Raw genomic sequence first — 21,406 nt, 5'->3', positions numbered from 1 at the left:
GTGCTTGGGTAGACTGCCGGCAGCAACGAGGGGGCGGGATATGGTCAGCGAGTGGCGAATCGGGCAGGCGGCACGGGTAGTCCAGGCAGGGGGGGTGATCGCCTATCCGACCGAGGCGGTGTGGGGGCTGGGCTGCGACCCCTGGGACGGCGAGGCGGTGCTGCAATTGCTGGCGCTGAAGGCCCGGCCGATGGAGAAGGGCTTGATCCTGGTCGCTGAAAACATGGCGCAGTTCGACTTCCTGCTGCATGACCTGCCGGAGATCTGGCTCGACCGCCTCGCTGGCAGTTGGCCGGGCCCCTACACCTGGTTGGTGCCGCACCAGAATCGGCTGCCGACCTGGATCTGCGGTCAGCATGATTCGGTGGCGCTGCGGGTCAGCGACCATCCGCTGGTGCGCCGGCTGTGCGCGCAGACCGGCCCCCTGGTCTCGACCTCGGCCAACCCCGCCGGCCGCCCGGCGGCACGCAGCCGCCTGCGGGTGCAGCAGTACTTTGGCGACAGCCTCGACCTGGTGGTCAGTGGCGCACTCGGCGGACGGCGAAATCCCAGCCTTATCCGCGACCTGCGCAGCGGCGACGTGGTGCGCGCCAGCTGATCCGGGCGGACGGATCAGGGCAGCAGGATGGTCGACCCGGTGGTCTGCCGGCTGGTCAGTGCCTCCTGTGCCTGGGCCGCGTCAGCCAGGGCGAAGCGCTGGCCGATCTCCACCGAAATGTGCCCGTTCTCGATCATCTCGAACAGCTCGGCGGCCATGGCTCGCAGCCGTTCCGGCGTGTCGGCGTAGCCGGCGAGTATCGGTCGGGTAACGAACAGCGAGCCCTTCTGCGCCAGGATGCCCAGGTTGACCCCGGTCACCGGGCCCGAGGCGTTGCCGTAGCTGACCAGCAGCCCGCGCTTGGCCACGCAATCGAGCGAGGTATCCCAGGTATCCTTGCCAACCGAGTCGTAGACCACCGGACATTTCTGCCCATCGGTCAGCTCCATCACCCGCTGGACCACGTCTTCCCGGCTGCGGTCGATCGTCTGCCAGGCGCCAAGCGCGCGGGCCTGCTCGGCCTTTTCGGCTGAACCGACCACCCCGATGAGCCGCGCGCCCAGGGCCCTGGCCCACTGGCAGGCAATCGAGCCCACGCCTCCGGCAGCGGCGTGGAACAGCACGGTTTCTCCGGCCTGCAGCGGGTGGATCTGGCGCAGCAGATACTGTGCGGTCATGCCCTTGAGCATCACCGCGGCCGCCTGCTCGAAGGAGATCGCCTGCGGCAGGCGGACCAGGTTCGCGGCAGGCAGCACATGCTGTTCGGCATAGGCACCGAGCGGGCCGGTGCCGTAGGCGACGCGGTCACCCGGCTGGAAGTCCTCGACCCCCGCGCCCACCGCCTCGACCACCCCGGCACCTTCGTTGCCCAGGCCTGACGGCAACGCGGGCGGTGGGTACAGCCCGCTACGGTAGTAGGTGTCGATGAAGTTCAGCCCGATCGCATGGTTGCGCACCCGCACCTCACCCATACCTGGCTCTGGCTCGGGCCTGTCCACCCATTCGAGGACTTCGGCTCCGCCGTGCTGGCTGAATTGAATACGCTTGGACATGCGACCTCCTGGGGTGGGGAAAGCCCTATCCAACCCGCTGCGGGGGCGCCCGTCAATCCGCCGGATGCTATGCTTGCCGGCTTGAGTAGCCGTTGGCACCCGCTGGTGCCTCTGTCCGAGGACATTCCGTGAACGACATGACCCTTGCCGTGAAGGCCTACCTGCTCGATCTGCAGGACCGCATCTGCCAAGCCCTGGAAGCGGAGGACGGCCGGGCACGCTTCCACGAGGACAGCTGGGAGCGTCCCGACGGTGGCGGCGGGCGTACCCGGGTGGTCGAGGGCGGTGCGCTGATCGAAAAGGGCGGGGTCAATTTTTCCCATGTTCACGGGGTGAACCTGCCGCCATCCGCCAGCGCCCACCGCCCGGAACTGGCCGGGCGCAGCTTCGAGGCACTGGGGGTGTCGCTGGTGATCCACCCGGAAAACCCCCACGTCCCCACTTCCCATGCCAATGTGCGCTTTTTCATCGCCGAGAAGGAGGGGGAAGCACCGGTATGGTGGTTTGGCGGAGGCTTCGACCTCACTCCGTACTACGCCGTCGAGGAAGACTGCGTGCACTGGCACCGGGTCGCGAGCCAGGCCTGCGGGCCGTTCGGCATGGAGATCTACCCGCGCTACAAGGAATGGTGCGATCGCTACTTCCACCTCAAGCACCGCAATGAGCCGCGTGGCGTGGGCGGACTGTTCTTCGACGACCTCAACCAGGGCGACTTCGGCACCTGCTTTGCGTTCATGCGCTCGGTGGGCGACGCCTACCTGCCGGCCTATTTGCCCATCGTGCAGAAGCGCCGCGATACCCCCTTTGGTGCCCGCGAGCGTGAATTCCAGGCCTATCGCCGGGGCCGCTATGTCGAGTTCAACCTGGTCTATGACCGAGGCACCACCTTCGGCCTGCAATCTGGCGGACGCACCGAGTCGATCCTGATGTCGCTGCCGCCCGAGGTTCGCTGGGGCTATGACTGGAAGCCCGAACCCGGAACCCCCGAGGCACGGCTGACCGAGTACTTCCTGACCGACCGGGACTGGTTGGCGGAATAGCCGCAAGCCGTGCCGGCTTCGGCTCTTGCTTGCCGCTAACCTCTTGAAGTTGCTCCGACAGGATTTCCCATGGACCGCTACGCCGTATTCGGTAACCCCATCGCCCACAGCAAGTCGCCGATGATCCACCGGCTGTTCGCCGAGCAGACCGGGCAGGCGCTCACCTACGAGGCCATTCTCGCCCCGCTCGACGATTTTGCCGGTGCGGCGCGCACCTTCTTCCGCGACGGCCGTGGGGCCAATGTCACGGTGCCCTTCAAGGAGGACGCCTATCGCCTGGCCGACAGGCTCAGCGAACGTGCGCGCCGGGCTGGCGCGGTGAATACCTTGATGAAGCTGGAGGACGGCAGCCTGCTCGGTGATACCAGCGACGGCGCCGGACTGGTCAACGACCTGAACAATGCCGGGGTCGAACTGACCGGTCGGCGAATCCTGCTGCTGGGCGCCGGTGGCGCCGTGCGCGGGGTGATCGAGTCGCTCCTGGAGCGTCGGCCAGCGGCCTTGGCGATCGCTAACCGAACCCCGGAAAAGGCCCAGGCCCTGGCGCAGATCTTTGCCGATCTGGGCGAGGTCGCGGCCTTTGGCTTCGATCAGCTGAGCGAGCCGGTGGATGTCATCATCAACGGTACCTCGGCAAGCCTGACGGGCGCGCTGCCGCCGATCCCGGCGAGCCTGATACAGGCTGGGCACACGCTTTGTTACGACATGATGTACGGTCGTGAGCCGACTGCCTTCAACCGCTGGGCCGAGGCCCAGGGCGCTGGGCGGACCCTGGACGGGCTCGGCATGCTCGTCGAGCAGGCGGCCGAATCCTTTGCTCTCTGGCGGGGCGTGCGACCCGATGGCTCAGTGGTACTGGCTGAGCTGCGACGCGGACTCGCGATAACAGCCTAGGCCCTGCCGCCGGGTTTCTTCTGCACCTCTGTGGTCACTCGTAGTCTATATAAAGACATATCCAACCGAGTGGAGGAGCCCGCTAATGTCATTCCTATCGCACAAGTCGACTGCCCGCAGCGAAATGGAGAAAGAGATCCGTCGCCTGAGTGCCGCGCTGGAAAGTCTCAAGAAGGATGCCGCGAAGGAGTCGGAGCACCGGTTCGACAGCTTGCGTCACAAGCTCGAGTCGCTGTTCGAGGATGCCCACCTGGACGAGCGTGGCGCCCGGGTGGCGGAAACCACGCGTGAGGCGAGCGAAGCCGCACGCGAATGCGTGCGCAGTCATCCGATGACCAGTGTGGTGGTGGCCGCGGGTGCCTTCGCCCTCATCGGCTTTTTGCTGACCCGTCGCTGAGCCGCCATGCGTAATCTGGAGACGCCGGTTCGCAAGTTCGCCGTCTACGGAGCGCACTCCAGCCTCGGCAGCGCCCTGCTGTACGAGTTGCTGACGCGTCAGCACGAGGTGCTGGCGCTGCTCGACGATCTCAACTCCATCGCCGCCCGGCCTGGCCTGCGCGCCAAGCTGGCCGAGCCCTGCAGTGCCGAGCATGTGGGCGAGAGCGTGGCCGGCTGCGATGCGGTGCTCTATCTGTTTCCCCGTCGCGATGGTGAGGCAACCGAGCTCTATGAGGTGCTCGACGGCCTGCTCACCGGGCTGCCTCCGGTGCATGTGCAGCGATTGATCCTGATCGGCGACTTCGCCGGCTTCGATGGAGACCCGGAAACCGCCGCTGCGCTGCAGCGGCTAGCGCTGCATCCCCTGCACTGGACGTTGGTCGATACACCCGATTCCGGCTTCGATCTGTCCCTCGATGACTTTCTCGACGATCTTGATGGACGCAGGATGTCGCTGCTGCGCCTGGCTTCGGGGATCGTCGACGAGCTGGAGAGTCCCGAGCACATCCACGAGCGTGTCCGTTTCCATACAGAATCCGACCGCTGACCCCGGTGATGCCCTGCCATGACTGTCGCAAAGGCGACAGGCCAACCCTCGATAGGCGCTAGCTGTCCCGTGGCCGCTGGCCTGCAGCCAACCGGCAGAGGTCTTGCAGGTGATCGCTCATCACGTCATGAGCGATCCCATGTCCAGCCAGACCGCGCCCGATTGCACCGCCGCCCTCGCCAGCGTGCGGGCCTACCACCAGCGGACCAAGCACCGCTTCGAGGGCTATGCTCCGGGCCCGGACACGCTCGACTGGGACGAACAGCCCGCGCCCTTCCGGCATTTCACCGGTGCCCCGCAGATCGCGCTGCCGCGGCTTGCCGAGGTGACTGCCGGGAGCCCACTGGAAGATGCCCTGGCGCGCCCCTTCGCGGCCTTGTCAGTGCCGTCGGCAGCGCTGCCGGCTGAGTTGCCGACGCTGGGCGCCCTGCTGCAGCTTTCGCTCGGCCTGACCGCCTGGAAAAGCCTCGGGCCGGATCGCTGGGCGGTACGGGCCAATCCCTCCAGCGGCAATCTGCATCCCACTGAAGCCTACCTGCTGGCTCAAGGCATTCATGGCCTGGGCGACGGGCTTTATCATTACCGTCCGGAAACCCACGCACTGGAGCTGCGCGCCCGCCATCCGAACCGCGCCGGCGAGCCGCGCCTGGGATTGCTGCTCAGTTCGGTGATGTGGCGCGAGGCCTGGAAGTACGGTGCGCGTGCCTTTCGCTATTGCCAGCTCGACTGCGGTCACGCCATCGGCGCGCTGCGCTATGCAGCGGCCGCGCTGGGCTGGACATTGAGCGAGCAAGCGCACCTCGGCCAGGCGACGCTGGCCTGGCTGGCCGGGACCGACCGTCAGGCCGAGTTTCCCGCGCGTCGCCAGGCCGAAACCGAACGGGAGGAAGTCGAGCTTCTGCTGGCGGTCGGTCTGGACGGCGGCCCCGCCGCGCCCTGGACGCCTGAAGAACTCGCGCAGCTTGCCGATCGTGCAGTCTGGCAGGGCATGGCCAGCCCCATCGATCGCCACCCCATGTACCGCTGGCCGATGATCGAGGAAGTCGCCGCGGTCACCCGCCATGTCGACCGCCCCGCTGCGCCGGCGGCCCCCCGGCCGTGGCTGGTGGGGTCCGTTTCCGGTGAGGTGGGCCAGCAGCCGGTGCGACAATTGCTGAGCGAGCGGCGCAGCGCCCAGCGTTTCGATCACTACCACCAGATGCCGCTGAGCCAGTTCGCCTCGCTGCTCGCGCCGCTGCAACCGTCCGGCCTGCCCTGGGATGTCATGGAGCAGCCCTCGCGGATTGCCCTGGTGCTGTTTGTCTCGCATGTCGAAAGCCTCGTGCCAGGGCTCTACCTGCTGCCGCGCACCCTCAGCCAGCTCGCCGAGCTGAAACAGAACCTTTCAGGTGAGTTCGTCCATGAGCCAGTCGCCGGAGTGCCTGGCCTGCTGCAGCTGAAAACCTTCGAACCCATGCCCCTGCAACGCATCGCCCGCAGCCTGCACTGTCATCAGGACCTGGCGGCCAATGCCTGTTTTGCGGTGTGCATGCTCGCCGAGTTCGACGCGACGCTCGCGGCGCAGGGCCCCGCAGGCTACCGGCAGCTGCACCGTGAGGCGGGATTGATCGGTCAGGTGCTTTATCTGCAAGCCGAGGCCCACGGGCTTCGTGGCACTGGTATCGGCTGCTTTTTCGACGACCCGGTGCACGCCTTGCTCGGCCTGGAAGGCAGCGCCTGGCAGAGCCTCTATCACTTCACCGTCGGGCGAGCGATCACCGACCGGCGTATCGAAACCACCCCGGCCTACAGCTGACCTGCGGAGACACCCCATGACCATCGCCGAACGCGCCCCCCTTCAATGCCTCAGCGCCACCGAGGCCGCGGCCCTGATCCGCGCCGAGCCGGACATCAAGGTGTTCGACGTGCGGGACATGCAGAGCTTCAAGCAGGAGCACCTGGCCGGCGCCATGCATCTGACCGAGGACCGCGTGCCGCTCTGGCTGACCCGTCTGGAGAAGACGACGCCGGTGCTGATCTACTGCTACCACGGCAACTCCAGCAAGACCTTCGCCCAGATGTTCTCGGACTTTCGTTTCGCCCGGGTCTACAGCGTCGACGGCGGCTACCGGCCGCTGGCCAATGCCCTCGCCGAGCCTGCCAAGGCGGCGGTAGACGAGCTGAGCGAGGCGCTGGCGGCCTTCATGGTGCAGTGGGATTTCGACCCCAGGGACCTGAACGCACCGGGCGAGCATGGCCTTACGCCGCTGATGCGTGCTGCCCTCAGCGGCGAGCAAGGACTGGTCACCGAGCTGCTGGCCCTCGGAGTCGACGTGCATGCACGCAATGACGACGGCAATACCGCCCTCTGGCTGGCCTGCGTGCCGCGCAGCACGGCCATTGTCCAGGCGCTGATCGAGGCCGGAATCAGCCTGGACAACCGCAACGACGCCGGGTCCACCGCGCTGATGTACACCGCGTCGAGTGACCGACCGGAACTGCTCAAGCTGCTGCTCGACGCGGGCGCCGACCCGCAGGTGCGCAACTTCGACGACCTGCGCGCGGTGGAGCTGGCAGCTTCGGCCGCCTGCCTCAAGCTGCTGCGCCATACGGCAGACTAGCGGTGATGCGCTTTCCACTGCGGCTGGCGGTGGCCAGCAAGGACGGCCTGGCCATCAGCGAACATTTTGGCCACGCCAAGCGCTTCGCGGTGTACGAAGTGGCCCCGGAGTGCTGCCGGCTGCTCGAGCAGCGGGAGGTGGAGCATTACTGTCTGGGCAACAGCTCCAGCCAGACCGCCATGGCCGGCATTCTGGAAGCGATCAAGGATTGTCACGCGGTGTTTGTCGCCAGGATCGGCGACGGGCCGACCGACAAACTGACTGCCATCGGTGTGGCGGCGGTGTCCGGCTATGCCTGGGAGCCGATCGAGGCGTCGTTGCTCGATTATGTCAGGCGCCTGGCTGCCGGCGAGGCGCTGGCATGACCCCGGCGGGGGTAGCGGACTGGGTCGCGGCCCATCCGCTGGCACCGGCCGAGGTCGATTGCACGGTGGCGGTCATGCTCAAGATCCTCGACGGCAAATGCAAGATGCGTCCTACCGAGAAAAGGGTGATGGAATGGCTCTACGACAGCGTTCGCGATTGCCCGGGTGAACGACTCGATGCCGATACCCATGCGCTGATCGATGAGGCGCGCCGACAGCCTGACGAGTCGATGAGACTCTGCGTATACGAGCGGCGGGTGCTTGCCGAGACGGTCATTTCACGGCCGGTCATGAAGGCGTTCAAGGCCATGATCCGGCAAAAGGGGCTGCTCGACCCAGGGCACGACCAAGAGGAAGCCGAGGCATGACCCTCAAGTTCTACATGACGCCGGGCTCGTGCAGCACCGGCATCCATATCCTGCTCGAGGAACTGGAGCTGGCGTTCGAGGCCCATGTGCTCAACCTGCCCGCAGGGGACCACCTGAAGCCAGAGTATCTGGCGATCAACCCCAAGGGCACCATTCCCGCGCTGGTGCGCGACGACGGGTCGGCACTGACCGACTTCATCGCCATCGCCAGATGGCTGGGAGAGGCCTACCCGCGCGCCGGACTGCTGCCGCGTACGCCTGACGACGAGGAACGGGTCAGGGATATCATGGACTATGCCGGGCATGTGATGCACGGCCAGGGGTTCACCCGCATCTTCACCACCGAGCGCTACAGCCATGATCCGGAGCGCCATGCCACGATCCAGGCCGAAGGCAGGGCGATCGTCGAGCGCGGCTTCGATTACCTGAATCGCCTCATGGCGGGCCGCGAGCATGTCGCCGATGACTTCGGTATCGCCGATGCGTCGCTGTTCTACATTGAGTTCTGGGCCGACCGCATCGGCATTGCACTGCCGGGGCACTGCCGGGCACATTTCCAGCGCCTGCTCCAGCGCCGGGCCGTGCGCCAGGTACTGGCCGAGGAAGGCTACGCTTCGCTGCTGCGCGGGTGAGTCAACCGATGCAACGATGATGGCCTGTTCGACTCAAACGAAAGACCTCTCATCAGCGCAGCGGGAGCAAAACCTCGGATGGGTACGCCGGACAAGCAATACATCGAATGGCTGGTCAGTCAGTCCATGCTTCACGCCGCCAGGCAGCGCGCCCGGCTTTATTCGGGACAAGCCCGGCTCTGGCAGCGGCCGTACGCACAGGCGCGGCCGCGTGACGCCAGCGCCATCGCTTCGGTGTGGTTTACCGCCTATCCGGCCTCGATCATCACTCCGGAGGAAGGTTCGGTGCTCCAGGCGCTGGGTGACGAACGCCTCTGGCACGCGCTCTCCGAGCTAGGCGTGCAAGGCATCCACAACGGCCCGATGAAGCGCTCCGGTGGGCTCAAGGGGCGCGAGTTCACCCCGACCATCGACGGCAACTTCGACCGCATCAGCTTCGACATCGACCCCGCCCTGGGCACCGAGGCGGACATGCTCTACCTGAGCCGGGTGGCCGCGGCGCACAACGCGGTGGTCATCGACGACATCGTCCCGGCGCACACCGGCAAGGGACCGGATTTTCGACTCGCCGAGATGGCCTACGGGGACTATCCCGGCCTTTATCACATGGTCGAGATCCGCGAAGAGGACTGGCCTCTGCTCCCGCCAGTGCCCGAGGGGCGCGATGCGGTCAACCTGTCGCCCGCCGTGGTCGACCAGCTCAGGGACAAGCACTACATCGTCGGTCAATTGCAGCGGGTGATCTTTTTCGAGCCTGGCATCAAGGACACCGACTGGAGTGCCACCGACGAGGTGGAAGGGGTCGATGGCAAGCGGCGGCGCTGGGTCTACCTGCATTACTTCAAGGAAGGCCAGCCTTCGCTCAACTGGCTCGACCCCACCTTTGCTGCGCAGCAGCTGATCATCGGCGATGCCCTGCACGCCATCGATGTGGCTGGGGCGCGGGTGCTGCGCCTGGATGCGAACGGCTTTCTCGGCGTCGAGCGGCGCGCCGAAGGCACGGCCTGGTCGGAGAGCCATCCGCTGTCGGTGACCGGCAACCAGCTGCTTGCCGGAGCCATTCGCAAGGCTGGCGGATTCAGCTTCCAGGAGCTCAACCTGACGCTTGATGACATTGCGGGAATGTCCCAGGGTGGGGCCGACCTGTCCTACGACTTCATCACCCGGCCGGCCTATCATCACGCGTTGCTGACCGGTAATACCGAGTTCCTGCGGCTGATGCTGCGCGAGGTGCATGCCTTCGGCATCGACCCGGCCTCGCTGATCCATGCGTTGCAGAACCACGATGAGCTGACCTTGGAGCTCGTGCATTTCTGGACCTTGCACGCCTATGACCATTACCACTACAAGGGCCAGACCCTGCCCGGCGGCATCCTCCGCGAACATATCCGCGACGAAATGTACGAACGCCTGGCCGGCGAGCATGCGCCCTACAACCTGCGCTTCGTCACCAACGGCGTGGCCTGCACCACCGCCAGCGTGATCACCGCGGCGCTGGGCATTCGCGATCTGGACAGCATCGGCCCGGCCGATATCGAGCAGATCCAGCGCCTGCACCTGCTGTTGGTGATGTTCAATGCAATGCAGCCCGGTGTCTTCGCGCTGTCGGGCTGGGACCTGGTCGGCGCGCTGCCGCTGCCGCCGGAGCAGGTCGAGCATCTCATGGGCGACGGTGACACCCGCTGGATTCACCGCGGAGCCTATGACCTGGCCGATCTGGACCAGAGCGCGCGGGAGTCGGCCGAGGGGCTGCCAAAGGCGCGGGCACTCTATGGGAGCCTGGTCGCCCAACTGCAGCAAGACGGCTCCTTCGCCTGTCAACTCAAGCGCATCCTCAGCGTACGCCGCGCCTACGATATCGCCGCCAGCCGGCAGATCCTCATCCCGGACGTCGAGGCGCCTGGGCTGCTGGTGATGGTGCACGAGCTGCCGGCTGGCAAAGGCGTGCAGATCACCGTGCTGAACTTCAGCGCAGACCCCATCAGCGAGACTTTGAACCTGCCCGGCGTCGCGCCCGGCCCGGTGGTGGACATCATCCATGAAAGCGTCGAAGGTGACCTGACCGAGAGCGGCGAAATGCTGCTCAACCTCGACCCCTACGAAGGCCTTGCCCTGCGCGTGGTCAGCGCTGCCTCGCCGGTGGTCTGAGTGAACAGTCGGAACCTGTCAGGGCGCGTCGCTGGCGTCCGGCAGGTGCAGGGTGACCTCTGTACCATGCCCCGGGGTCGAGGTCACCTCCACCTGGCCGCCTGCCTGGCGGGCGAAGTTGTAGGTCATTGGCAGGCCCAGGCCGCTGCCGGCGCCCGGAGGCTTGGTGGTGAAAAAGGGTTCGAACACCTTCGACAGCATCTCAGGCGGCATGCCGCGGCCATTGTCGGAGACGCGCAGGCTGACGTACCTGCCCACGGGCAGGTTGAGCTGTCCGGCTCCGGCGCCGTCCAGTCGGGTGACAAAAGTCGTGATATCGATGCGCCCACCGGTCGGCTCGAGGGCGTCGCGGGCGTTGAGGCAGAGATTGAGCAGGGCGTTTTCCAACTGATGGGGATCGGCCTGGACCACCGGCAACGGGTCGACAAGGTTCAACCGGAGTTCGATGTCGGAACCCAGGGTTCGCCGGATCAGCTCCGTCATTCCTTCGACCAGCGCATTGATCGCCACCCGCTCGGTCTGCGCCGGCTGGTGGCGGGAAAAGGTCAGCAGCCGATGAGTCAGCGCTGCGGCGCGATTGCAGGCGTTGCGCGCCTCCTGGGCGTAGCGCTGCAACCCGGCGATCTCCCCCTGGGCCAGCTTCAGCTGCAGAAGGTCCAGACTGGCGGTGATGCCGGTCAGCAGGTTGTTGAAGTCATGGGCCAGGCCGCCAGTCAGTTGGCCGACCGCTTCCATTTTCTGCGCCTGGCGCAGGGCGTCTTCGGCGCGTTGGTGCTCGGCCACGGCCTCGGCTACACGTGCCTCCAGGGTTTCGTTCAGTTCACGCAGGGCATGCTCGGCCTTCTTGCGCGAGGTGATGTCGGTGCAGGCGCCCGCGAGGTAGGCGGGTTGGCCATGCGCATCGTGAAAGACGTGGCCGTTGGCTGCGATCCAACAGGTGGTGGTCTGGCCCTCCAGGCGAAATTCGGTGGCCAGAGGTTCGCCATTTGCGCTGCGGCCGAGCTGTTCACGGACGGCTGATCGGTCGGCGGGATGCACCTGGGCGATAAAATGCTCCACCGAGCCTATCTGCTCTTCCTCGGTCAGCCCGAAAATGCGCGCCAGGGCGCTGTCGACATACAGCGCCCCGGTGACCAGGTTCCAGCGAAAGGTTCCTGTTCCCGAGGCCAGCAACGCCGCCCGCAGACGCTCGTCCATGGATTGCCGCTCGACTTCCGCCTCCTGGCTTTCCAGCATCCGCTCGGTGACGTCTTCGACCTGATGCAGCACATAGCGCACCTGGCCGTGCCGGTCATGCACCGGAGCGTTCAGGGGACGCCAGTAGCGAGGCTCGAAGCCGCCGCCCTGGTGATCCGGGCGGCGGATGTCGTAGCGGGTTACCGCCATGCGATCCGCCCGCCCGGTTTTCAGCACCCGCTCCAGCGACGCCCTGAGTACCGAGGCACCGTAGTCGTTGGCATCGTCGGGGTTGTGGCCGAACACTTCGAACAGCGGCCGCCCGATGATGTCCTCGCGGCGAGTGCCAGTGATCTGCAAGCGCGCCTCGTTGGCGGCGACCATGGTGAAATCGTCATCGACCGCCAGGACCAGGCAAGGGGAGAGTATCGCCTCGAACAGGCGCTGATAATCCGGTTCTTCATGGACCCTGGCCTGTTCGGCGGACCGGTCCGCCTGCCCTTGTTGGCATGGCCGGCTCGCCTCCCCTCGGGGGCCATGCCTCATCCGGCCAGCACCGAGTCCACCAGCGCCTTGGCCTCCTCCTGGATGCGCTTGAGATGAGCCTCACCCTCGAAGCTCTCGGCGTAGATCTTGTACACGTCCTCGGTGCCGGACGGGCGCGCGGCGAACCAGCCGCTCTCGGTCTCCACCTTCAGCCCGCCAATGGCCGCACCGTTGCCGGGGGCCTCGGTGAGGATGCGGGTAATCGGCTGCCCAGCCAGTTCGCGGGCGGTGACCTGGGACGCCGAAAGCTTGCCCAGTTTCGCCTTCTGCTCGCGATCGGCCGGGGCATCGATGCGCTGGTACACCGGCGCGCCGAAGCGTTCGGTGAGTGCCTGATAACGCTCGCCCGGGTCCTTGCCGGTCACTGCGGTGATTTCCGCCGCCAAGAGGCCGAGGATCAGCCCATCCTTGTCGGTGGACCAGGCGCCGCCGGCCTTGCGCAGGAAGGATGCGCCCGCCGACTCCTCGCCGCCAAAGCCCAGGCTGCCGTCCATCAGGCCATCGACGAACCACTTGAAGCCCACCGGTACTTCCACCACCTTGCGGCCGATGCCGGCAGCCACGCGGTCGATCATCGAGGAGGACACCAGGGTCTTGCCGATCCCGGCATCGGCGCTCCACTCGGGACGATGGGTGAACAGGTATTCGATGGCTACCGCGAGGTAGTGGTTGGGGTTCAGCAGGCCCACCGAGCGGGCGACGATGCCGTGGCGGTCATGGTCGGTGTCGCAGGCGAAGGACACGTCGAAGCGGTCCTTGTTCTCGATCAGCCCGGCCATGGCGTGGGGCGAGCTGCAATCCATGCGGATCTTGCCGTCCCAGTCCAGGCGCATGAAGCGAAAGCTCGGGTCGACGCGGGTGGAAATCACCTCGAGCGGCAGCCTGAAGCGCTCGGCGATGCGCGGCCAGTAGTGCACCCCGGCGCCACCCAGCGGATCGACGCCGAATTTCAGCCCCGAATCACGTATCGCGTCCAGGTCGATCACCTGCTCCAGCCCGCCTACGTAGGCGCCGATGAAGTCGAAGCGCTGCACGCAGGCCGCCTTCATCGCCTGGGCGAAATCCATCCGCTGCACGCCATCCAGCCCGGCGACCAGCAGGGCGTTGGCGCGCTCCTGGATCCACTTGGTCACCCCGGTATCGGCCGGGCCGCCGTTGCTGGGGTTGTACTTGAAACCGCCATCGGCCGGCGGGTTGTGCGAGGGGGTGATGACGATGCCATCGGCCAGGCCGCTTGTGCGGCCGCGGTTGTATTCGAGGATGGCGTTGGAAATCGCCGGGGTCGGCGTGTAGCCGGGCTCGCCGTTTGTCTCGGGGCAGCCGGCGTCGATGCGTGTTTCGATCCCGTTGGCAGCCAGCACTTCAAGTGCCGAGACGAACGCCGGCTCCGACAGCGCGTGGGTGTCCATGCCCATGAACAGCGGACCGTCGATACTTTCCTGGCGGCGGTAATCGCAGATCGCTTGGGTAGTGGCGAGGATGTGCCACTCGTTGAAACTGTTCTTCAGCGACGAACCCCGATGCCCGGACGTACCAAAGGAAACCTGCTGCGCCGGGTCGGCCGGGTCGGGCCGCTCGCTGTAATAGCGCGAGACCAGGCGGGGGAGGTTGACCAGGGTGTGTTCCTCGGGAAGGCGTCCTGCGTTGGGGTGCAAGCTCATGAGTCGATCCTTTGATGGGTAAACGTAGCGCGCCCCAAGTAAAGCATGCCGGGGCATCCAGACACGAATCAGACCCCGTCGAGACGATTTTATCCCCGCCCGGCTTCGGCCGGCATGGCCGTGATGGGGGCGAATCCCCCGTTTTCAGGCGGCGGGGTCGGAACCATCCGACGGCTACCCGCTCTCTTCAGGAGCAGGCAGCGCCCGCGTCGGCCACCATTCGGGCGCCGCCTCGCTCGTTGTCAACCCCTCTACAGGACCTGCCGCCATGACTCGTCTGGATTCGCTGTCTCGCTACACGCCTCAAGCCCTCGCGGTGCTGCGCATCGTGACGGCGATCATCTTCATGCTGCACGGCACGCAGAAGCTGTTCGGTATTCCCGAGCCAGCCCATGGCATGCCGGAGCTGTTTTCGCTGATGTGGATCGGCGGGGTACTGGAGTTTGTCGGCGGCCTGTTCATCCTGTTCGGTCTGTTCACCCGGCCGGTGGCCTTTGTGCTCAGCGGCGAGATGGCGGTGGCCTACTGGATGTTCCACGCGCCCAACAACCTTTTTCCGACCCTCAATGGTGGGGATGCCGCTATCCTCTATTGCTTTGTCTTCCTGCTGTTCTTCTTCACCGGCCCCGGTGCCTGGAGCGTCGATGGCAGGCTCAAGCACAAGACCTAGGTCGCGCAGGGAGCCTTCATGGCCAGCAAGCCCAGTCACAGCTCGCAGCAGAAGCGCCTCGCCGTGCTGATCGATGCCGACAACGCCCCGGCCTCCATCGTCGAGGGGCTGTTCGAGGAGATCGCCAAGTACGGTGTAGCCAGCGTCAAGCGCATCTACGGCGACTGGACCGGGCCACAGCTCGGCAGCTGGAAAAAGGTGCTGCTGGATCATTCGATCCAGCCGATCCAGCAGTTCGCCTACACCCGGGGCAAGAACGCCACCGACAGCTCGCTGATCATCGACGCCATGGACCTGCTCTACACCCGCCGTTTCGACGGCTTCTGCCTGGTTTCCAGCGACAGCGACTTCACCCGCCTGGCCGCCCGCCTGCGCGAGGAGGGCCTGACCGTCTACGGCTTCGGTGAGGAAAAGACCCCCAAGCCCTTCGTGTCCGCCTGCGACAAGTTCATCTACACCGAGATCCTCCGCGCCCCGGCTGCCGAGGTGCTGCCGGCCGAGCCCATGCCAAGCGAAGGCAAGCCGGGCGACGGGCGATCGGAGGCCGCTGCGCCGCGCCCGCAGAAGGTGCCCGTGGACTTCATTGCCAAGGTGCTCGACGACATATCCGACGAGGACGACTGGGTCCAGCTTGGTGCCCTGGGTTCCAACATCAGCCAGCTCAGGCCAGCCTTCGATCCGCGCCTGTATGGCTTCAAGAAGCTCAGCGACCTGATCAAGGCTCAGTCGAAGCATTTCGAACTGCAGGAACGGGGCCAGACATCCAGCGGAGGCAAGGCACTGTACGTGCGCAACCGGCGCCGGAACGGCGGCTGAGCGGGGCACCGCCATCCGTCTCGCGCGGTCTGTCCGATGTCCGCGACAAGCGGCAGCACCGCGGCCTCATCCATTTTGCGCCCAGGCGTTCATCTGCCGCTCCAGCAGCGTCAGCGGCAGGGCGCCGTGGCGCAACAGCTCGTCATGGAAGCGGCGCAGGTCGAAACGCTCGCCCATCGCCTCGCGTAGCCTTCGGCGCAGCCGCAGGATCTCGGCCATGCCCACCGTGTAGGTGGTCGCCTGCCCGGGCATCACCAGATAGCGGTCCACCTCGTTGATCACCTGACCGGTGCTCGATGGCGTGTTGCAGTACAGGTAATCGATGGCTTGCTGGCGGGTCCAGCGGCGCGCGTGGATACCGGTGTCCACCACCAGCCGGCAGGCGCGCTTGAGCTCCTGCACCAGCCGGCCAAAGTCGGACCAGGGGTCCTGGTACAGCCCCATCTCCCGGGGGATCAGCTCGCTGTAGAGCCCCCAGCCTTCGATATAGGCGTTGTACCAGGCATAGCGGCGAAAGCTCGGCAGGTGGTGCAGGCGATTGGCGATGGCGAACTGCATGTGGTGGCCGGGCAGGGCCTCGTGGTAGGCCAGCGCCTCGGTGGCGAAGGTGGGCAGCTGGCGCATGTCGTGCAGGTTGAGGTAGAAGATGCCCGGCCGGCTGCCATCCGTCGAAGGGCCCTGGTAGAAGGCGAGCCCCGCGGTCTTTTCGCGGTGCGGCTCCACCGGCTTGATCAGCAGCTCGTCTTGCGGCAAGCGGTTGAACAGCTCCGGCAGGCGCGGTTCCATGGCCGCCACGGTCGCCTTCATCTCGGCCAGATAGCGCGCCCGCCCGGCGTCGCTGTCCGGGTAGTAGAAGTCGGGATTTTCCCGGGCATGCTCGAAGAGGTCCGCCAGGCTGCCGTCCACCCCCAGCCCGCTTCTCAGGCCGAGGATTTCTTCCTGCAGGCGCATCACCTCCCGCAGGCCCAGCTCATGGATATCATCGGCGGACAGCTCCGTGGTGGTTTCCCGCGCCAGGCAGAAGCGATACCAGGCGTCACCGTCCGGCAGCGCCCAGGCACCGGCTTCCCCCGCTGCCCGGGGCTTCTGGCGTTCGAGAAAAGCGGCCAGCCGCCGGTAAGCCGGCAGTACCGATTCGCTCAGCGCGCGGGCCGCTTCCTGCAGCAATGCCTGCCGCTCGGCGGTCGGCAGATTGCCGAGGCGGTCCAGCTTGTCGGCCAGATCCCGATACAACGGGTTGCCCTCCACCGCCTGCGGGTCGCCATCGGCGACAAAGGCCCGGCAGTCGCCGATCATCTGCGGAAACAGATAGGCCGGCGGCACCATGCCCACGGCCTCGCGCCGCTCCAGTTCGATGATCACCTGGTTGCAGGCCCGGTCGAAAGCGCCTAGCCGGGCAATGTAGGCGCGGGCGTCGGCGACGTCGGCCACGCGATGCATGTTGATCATGAAGGCGGGAAAGTCGGTGTGCAGGCCGAACTTCTGGTTCACCAGATAGCCGTGGTGGCGAAAGCGGAACCCGTCCAGCAGCGCCTGCGCATCATAGCGGAACATCTCATGGCTCAGCCGATCCTCCACGCACAGTAGCGCCGGATCGAAGCGTTCGAGCTCCTCCAGTTGCGTCGCGACCAGATCGTGCTCGGCCACCCGGGCGGCGTCTGAATAGTCGTCGAGCTCGTCGGCGCGGCGGCGGATGCCGAGGGTCGTCAGCGTCTGCGGCGAACGCTCGATGCGCGCCTCGAAGGCTTCTTCGAAGAACTGATGCAGCTGTGGATTGGCGCCGGGACTCATGTGTCACTTCCCTCCGGGCCGGTGAAAGGCATGGGGACGGACCAGGTGAATGAAGGAGCAGAGCATGGGGACTCCCTGAATGGACTGGTATCCCGTTGACCTGCAGCGTTTTCGCCAGGTTCTGCCTGGCCGCCAGGGCACGGATGCTGGCCGACCGGCAGCGCCTTTTCGTGTCGAGCACCGGCGGTGGGGCGGTTGACGCTGGCGAAGGTGCCGCGCAGGGGGCGTCGTATGTCCAGATCTTGGGCGGCCATAGGGGGGTGTCAGGCATGCGCTCCTCGAGCGGATGGGCATGGGTGCGATCATTGTGCGGCAGAGTGCGGCATGACGGTTCTCCTACTGAAGGAAGGGATGTCAATTCAGAGACCTGCCCCAGGCCGCTTGCATGCTTGCCAGGCGCGCACTGCCCGTTCGGCGGCTCTGCTGTCGACGGCGATGTTCATCTCGCGGCCGTGCTCTGTCTTGTACGCGGGACGGGCGGTCTTGCCGAGGCGGTGAGTCACTTTCGATCAGCTCTGAATGGTGCAAGTTCTCGATAGGGCGCGCATTTCTGGTGCGCTTTTCATGCGTATTTCTCGGCAGCCCTTGTCGCAGCAACCCATGCGAGGCGTCCTTTTTATCGGTGCCACTGCGCTGAAGGCGCGCATGTGGCTGAAATGAAAAGCTTTGGCACGCTCTCTGCTTATTTGAATTCATGCTTGTATACAAGAGCCGTTCCCCAGTCAGCGCTCATTCCACCGGTCGGCTCGGACAGCGCCATCGCAGCGACGAGAGCTTTGCAGGCCGCCCTGTGCGGGCGTTGTGCCAGGGGATCGATGCCTTTGCGGCTCGACACCTTCCAATGAGCCGACCCGCCAGGCCGAAAGGATCCTGGCGGTTATCGATCTGCCGGTCGTACCGACTGAGCCCTGTATGCCCAAGGCAGGCGCGCCTGGCGCGTCACGCCGATCCGTTCATCAATCGAGGAAGCTGTCATGAGTTCTATCAACCGTCGCGACTTCATCAAGCTGGCCAGTCTGATCGGCATGAGCGCCGCGCTGCCGCTGAGCATGGCGCGCGCTGCCGACAAGCCGCTGATCGTCGGTTTCATCTACGTCGGGGCACGTGACGACTTCGGCTATAACCAGGCCCATGCGCAGGCCGCCGCCCTCATCAAGGCGCTTCCCAACGTGAAGGTGATCGAAGAGGAGAACGTGCCGGAGACCGTGGCGGTGCAGAAATCCATGGAGGCGATGATCCGCCAGGATGGCGCGACGCTGATCTTCCCCACCTCCTTCGGTTATTTCGATCCGCATGTGGGCAGGGTGGCCAAGAAGTACCCGGACGTGCGTTTCGCCCATTGCGGCGGTCTCTGGCAGGAAGGCAAGGACCCGATGAATGCCGGCAGCTTCTTTGGCTATATCGACGAGGGGCAATACCTGAACGGCGTGGTGGCCGGGCACATGAGCCAGTCCAAGAAGCTCGGCTTCATCGCCGCCAAGCCCGTGCCGCAGGTGCTGCGCAACCTCAACGCCTTTACCCTGGGCGCTCGCTCGGTGGACCCGGAGATCACCATGACCGTGATCTTCACCGGTGACTGGTCGCTGCCGGTCAAGGAAGCCGAGGCGGCGAACAGCCTCATCGATCAGGGCTGCGACGTGCTGACCTGCCATGTGGATGGACCCAAGGTAATTGTCGAGACCGCCGAGAAGCGCGGCGTGATGAGCTGCGGATACCATGCCAGCCAGGCGGCCCTGGCGCCCAATGGCTATCTCACCGGTGCCGAGTGGAACTGGGAGACGCCTTATCGCGCCCATGTGGAAGCGGCGCAGGCGGACAAGCCGATGCTCAACTTCATGCGGGGCGGCCTCAAGGAAGGCTTCGTGAAAACCTCGGCGTACGGTCCGAAGGTCAGCGATGCCGCCCGGCAGCAGGCCGACGCCATCAAGGCGCAGATGCTCGAAGGCTCGTTCGTCATCTACAAGGGTCCCATCAAGGACAACAAGGGCAACCTGGTAATCCCCGAGGGCACCGAGCAGGCGCAGACCGATGTCGCGCTGGAGCGCATGGATTATCTGGTCGAAGGCGTTCGGGGCCAGATCTGAGGCCGCTATGAAGAGTCTCGATCACAGGGCCGCGCGCGTGCTGGCCGGGGTGCTGCCCGGCCTTCCCACCCTCCTGGCGGTGATGTCCTCCTGCCTGCTGTTTCTGCTGTTCCTCGCCGTGCAGCAGAAGCCGGCGCTGGAGGCCGGCGCACTGGTGCTGGAGGGCGCCTTCGGCTCGTCGTTCGCCTGGGAAAATACCCTCCAGCGTGCGGCGCCCTTGATGCTGACGGCCCTGTGCGTGGCGCTGCCGGCCCGCGCGGGGCTGATCATCATCGGCGGCGAGGGCGCGCTGGTGCTCGGAGGCCTGGCCGCCGCCGTCCTGCCGCTATGGCTGCCGGCCCTGCCGCCTGTGTCCATGCTGGTGGCGATGGCGCTGGCGGCGATGCTGGTGGGCGGCCTGTGGATCGCTCTTTCCGGCTGGATGCGCCAGACGCGCGGCCTCAACGAGACGATCGGCAGCCTGCTGCTTTCCTACATCGGCATTGCCCTGTTCCGGCAATTGGTGGAAGGACCGCTGCGCGATCCGGCCAGTCTGAACAAGCCGTCCACGGAGCCGCTGGAGGACGCCTATCTCATCGGCACCGTCAGCGATGCCTTCGAGGTCCACTGGGGCCTGGTCGCCGGGGTCGTGGCCTGCCTGCTGGCCCACGTGCTGGTGCGCCACAGCGTCAGCGGCTTCTCGCTGGGCATCGTGGGCGGCAACGTGCGCACCGCGCGGATGCTCGGCCTGCCCGTGGATCGCCTGGTCATACTGACCTGCCTGCTCGGCGGCGCGGCGGCCGGGCTGGCCGGCATGTTCGAGGTGGCGGCGGTGCAAGGCAGCGCCAATGCCGCGCTGATCGCCGGTTACGGCACCAGCGGGATCCTGGTCGCCTTCGCCGCCCGGCACAACCCGCTGGCGATCATCGTCTGCGCGACCCTGCTGGGCGGCGTGGAGGCCAGCGGCAGCCTGCTGCAGCGGCGTCTCGACCTGCCGGATGCGACGACACTGATCCTCGAGGGCATCCTGTTCATCAATCTCCTGGCCTGGGAGGCCTTGAGCGGGCGCATCAGCCGCTGGCGCCTGCGCCTGCTGGAAAGCGCCAGCCCACCCGCCAAGGGAGTGCTGCAACATGACTGACATCGACTGGATGACCTTTTTCCTGGCCTTGCTGGCGGGCGGCATCCGTGTGGGCACGCCCTTTCTGTTCGTCAGCCTGGGCGAGTGCCTGACCGAGAAGGGCGGGCGGATCAACCTCGGCCTGGAAGGCATTCTGGTGGCGGGCGCGATGACCGGCTATGCCGTGTCCTACCTGTCCGGCTCGCCCTGGCTGGGCGTGCTGGCGGCAGGCTGTAGCGGGCTGGCGCTGGGCTTGCTGCATGGCGTGGTCTGTTCGCTGCCGAAGGTCAACGACATCGCTTTCGGCATCGCCCTGATCCTGCTCGGCACCGGGCTTGCGTTCTTCCTCGGCAAGGCGTTCATCCAGCCCCAGGCGCCCATGCTGCCTTCGTTTTCCCTGGGCGCCTGGAGCTCGGATGAGCGGGTGCGCTCGGCGCTCAACATCAATGTGCTGTTCTTCGTCGGCATCGCCCTGGCGATTCTCTTGCACTGGGGCCTGCGGAGCACCCGCTGGGGCCTGATGCTGCGCCTGGTCGGCGACCATGCCGAGTCGGCCCAGGCCCTGGGCTATCGGCCGCTGCGGGTGCGTATCTGCGCCACCTCCATCGGCGGCTTCCTGGCCGGAGTCGGGGGCGCCTACCTGTCGCTGTACTATCCGGGCAGCTGGAATGAAGGGCTGTCCAGCGGCCAGGGGCTGATGGCCGTGGCTTTGGTGATCTTCGCTCGCTGGCAGCCCTTGAACTGCCTCTGGGCCTCCCTGCTGTTCGGCGCCGCCGGCGCCATCGGCCCGGCGCTGCAGGCGGTGGGGATCAGCACCGGATACTACCTGTTTGCCGCCGCGCCCTATGCCCTGACCCTGCTGGTGATGTTCATCACCTGCCGGCCCAACCGAACCCTCACTGGCGCCCCAGGCGAACTCAGTCTCACTCGATAGAGGTAAA

At 66.0% G+C, this 21,406-nt stretch carries 20 protein-coding genes and 1 pseudogene; 16 read left to right on the top strand and 5 right to left on the bottom strand.

Annotated elements, in window-relative coordinates; genetic code table 11:
- The first annotated feature begins 40 nt into the window (after window positions 1-40).
- Complete coding sequence (locus ACFOMF_RS09680) at window positions 41-598, top strand: L-threonylcarbamoyladenylate synthase (protein WP_386364240.1); 558 nt, start codon at window positions 41-43, stop codon at window positions 596-598.
- 14 nt (window positions 599-612) lie between these two features.
- On the opposite strand, the gene ACFOMF_RS09675 is transcribed toward ACFOMF_RS09680, so the two are convergent.
- Window positions 613-1,590 (bottom strand): quinone oxidoreductase family protein, encoded by a 978-nt coding sequence (locus ACFOMF_RS09675; protein WP_386364238.1) that lies wholly within the window; start codon window positions 1,588-1,590, stop codon window positions 613-615.
- A 137-nt stretch (window positions 1,591-1,727) separates the two neighbouring features.
- On the opposite strand from ACFOMF_RS09675, the gene hemF reads away from it, so the two are divergent.
- From hemF to treS, 10 genes are all read left to right on the top strand, one after another.
- Entirely contained in the window at window positions 1,728-2,630 is a 903-nt protein-coding gene (hemF, locus tag ACFOMF_RS09670; RefSeq protein WP_386365779.1) for an oxygen-dependent coproporphyrinogen oxidase, read from the top strand.
- A gap of 69 nt (window positions 2,631-2,699) precedes the next feature.
- Window positions 2,700-3,524 carry a shikimate dehydrogenase gene (gene aroE, locus ACFOMF_RS09665; protein WP_386364236.1) on the top strand — a complete coding sequence of 275 codons (825 nt, stop codon included), beginning with the start codon at window positions 2,700-2,702 and terminating at the stop codon, window positions 3,522-3,524.
- 85 nt (window positions 3,525-3,609) lie between these two features.
- Entirely contained in the window at window positions 3,610-3,921 is a 312-nt protein-coding gene (locus ACFOMF_RS09660; protein ID WP_386364234.1) for a DUF883 family protein, read from the top strand.
- 6 nt (window positions 3,922-3,927) lie between these two features.
- Window positions 3,928-4,509: an NAD(P)H-binding protein gene (locus tag ACFOMF_RS09655; RefSeq protein WP_386364232.1), complete on the top strand. Its 582-nt coding sequence runs from the start codon at window positions 3,928-3,930 to the stop codon at window positions 4,507-4,509.
- Window positions 4,510-4,648: 139 nt separating this feature from the next.
- Entirely contained in the window at window positions 4,649-6,304 is a 1,656-nt protein-coding gene (locus ACFOMF_RS09650; RefSeq protein WP_386364230.1) for a SagB/ThcOx family dehydrogenase, read from the top strand.
- Between the two features lie 16 nt (window positions 6,305-6,320).
- Entirely contained in the window at window positions 6,321-7,109 is a 789-nt protein-coding gene (locus ACFOMF_RS09645; protein ID WP_386364228.1) for an ankyrin repeat domain-containing protein, read from the top strand.
- A 5-nt stretch (window positions 7,110-7,114) separates the two neighbouring features.
- A complete protein-coding gene (locus ACFOMF_RS09640; protein WP_386364226.1) occupies window positions 7,115-7,474 on the top strand; it encodes a NifB/NifX family molybdenum-iron cluster-binding protein in 360 nt (119 codons plus the stop codon).
- Window positions 7,471-7,842, top strand: a complete 372-nt coding sequence (locus ACFOMF_RS09635; protein ID WP_386364224.1) for a hypothetical protein — start codon at window positions 7,471-7,473, stop codon at window positions 7,840-7,842. The genes ACFOMF_RS09640 and ACFOMF_RS09635 overlap by 4 nt, the downstream gene beginning before the upstream one ends.
- Window positions 7,839-8,474, top strand: coding sequence for a glutathione S-transferase family protein (locus ACFOMF_RS09630; RefSeq protein WP_386364222.1), 636 nt, complete (start codon window positions 7,839-7,841; stop codon window positions 8,472-8,474). The genes ACFOMF_RS09635 and ACFOMF_RS09630 overlap by 4 nt, the downstream gene beginning before the upstream one ends.
- Window positions 8,475-8,552: 78 nt before the next feature.
- A complete protein-coding gene (gene treS, locus ACFOMF_RS09625) occupies window positions 8,553-10,622 on the top strand; it encodes a maltose alpha-D-glucosyltransferase (RefSeq protein WP_386364220.1) in 2,070 nt (689 codons plus the stop codon).
- An 18-nt stretch (window positions 10,623-10,640) separates the two neighbouring features.
- On the opposite strand, the gene ACFOMF_RS09620 is transcribed toward treS, so the two are convergent.
- On the bottom strand, window positions 10,641-12,344 hold the full coding sequence (locus ACFOMF_RS09620; protein ID WP_386364218.1) for a hybrid sensor histidine kinase/response regulator: 1,704 nt from the start codon (window positions 12,342-12,344) through the stop codon (window positions 10,641-10,643).
- A complete protein-coding gene (pgm, locus tag ACFOMF_RS09615; RefSeq protein ID WP_386364216.1) occupies window positions 12,341-14,005 on the bottom strand; it encodes a phosphoglucomutase (alpha-D-glucose-1,6-bisphosphate-dependent) in 1,665 nt (554 codons plus the stop codon). The genes ACFOMF_RS09620 and pgm overlap by 4 nt, the downstream gene beginning before the upstream one ends.
- A gap of 268 nt (window positions 14,006-14,273) precedes the next feature.
- On the opposite strand from pgm, the gene ACFOMF_RS09610 reads away from it, so the two are divergent.
- Together ACFOMF_RS09610 and ACFOMF_RS09605 are read left to right on the top strand one after the other, a co-directional pair.
- Window positions 14,274-14,675 (top strand): DoxX family protein, encoded by a 402-nt coding sequence (locus ACFOMF_RS09610; RefSeq protein WP_386364214.1) that lies wholly within the window; start codon window positions 14,274-14,276, stop codon window positions 14,673-14,675.
- Window positions 14,676-14,693: 18 nt separating this feature from the next.
- A complete protein-coding gene (locus ACFOMF_RS09605) occupies window positions 14,694-15,491 on the top strand; it encodes an NYN domain-containing protein (protein WP_386364212.1) in 798 nt (265 codons plus the stop codon).
- 66 nt (window positions 15,492-15,557) lie between these two features.
- On the opposite strand, the gene ACFOMF_RS09600 is transcribed toward ACFOMF_RS09605, so the two are convergent.
- A complete protein-coding gene (locus ACFOMF_RS09600) occupies window positions 15,558-17,282 on the bottom strand; it encodes a DUF885 domain-containing protein (RefSeq protein ID WP_386364210.1) in 1,725 nt (574 codons plus the stop codon).
- A 140-nt stretch (window positions 17,283-17,422) separates the two neighbouring features.
- Window positions 17,423-17,553, bottom strand: a pseudogene (locus ACFOMF_RS09595) (glutathione-dependent disulfide-bond oxidoreductase); the annotation flags it as partial.
- Window positions 17,554-18,256: 703 nt separating this feature from the next.
- Here ACFOMF_RS09595 and ACFOMF_RS09590 point away from each other — a divergent pair.
- Genes ACFOMF_RS09590 through ACFOMF_RS09580 form a run of 3 tightly spaced genes read left to right on the top strand, consistent with a single transcriptional unit; the run spans window position 18,257 to window position 21,399 of the window.
- The gene (locus ACFOMF_RS09590) at window positions 18,257-19,366 is read left to right on the top strand and encodes a BMP family ABC transporter substrate-binding protein (protein ID WP_386364209.1); all 1,110 of its coding nucleotides are present in this window, start codon (window positions 18,257-18,259) and stop codon (window positions 19,364-19,366) included.
- Between the two features lie 7 nt (window positions 19,367-19,373).
- The gene (locus ACFOMF_RS09585) at window positions 19,374-20,486 is read left to right on the top strand and encodes an ABC transporter permease (protein ID WP_386364207.1); all 1,113 of its coding nucleotides are present in this window, start codon (window positions 19,374-19,376) and stop codon (window positions 20,484-20,486) included.
- Window positions 20,479-21,399 carry an ABC transporter permease gene (locus tag ACFOMF_RS09580; protein WP_386364205.1) on the top strand — a complete coding sequence of 307 codons (921 nt, stop codon included), beginning with the start codon at window positions 20,479-20,481 and terminating at the stop codon, window positions 21,397-21,399. The genes ACFOMF_RS09585 and ACFOMF_RS09580 overlap by 8 nt, the downstream gene beginning before the upstream one ends.
- The last annotated feature ends 7 nt before the right edge of the window (window positions 21,400-21,406 follow it).

This window comes from Stutzerimonas tarimensis (assembly GCF_042648805.1).
GTDB classification, from domain to species: Bacteria; Pseudomonadota; Gammaproteobacteria; order Pseudomonadales; family Pseudomonadaceae; genus Azomonas; species Azomonas tarimensis.
The sequence above is the reverse complement of the archived record's forward strand: the minus strand, read 5'-3'. Positions and strand labels throughout refer to the sequence as shown.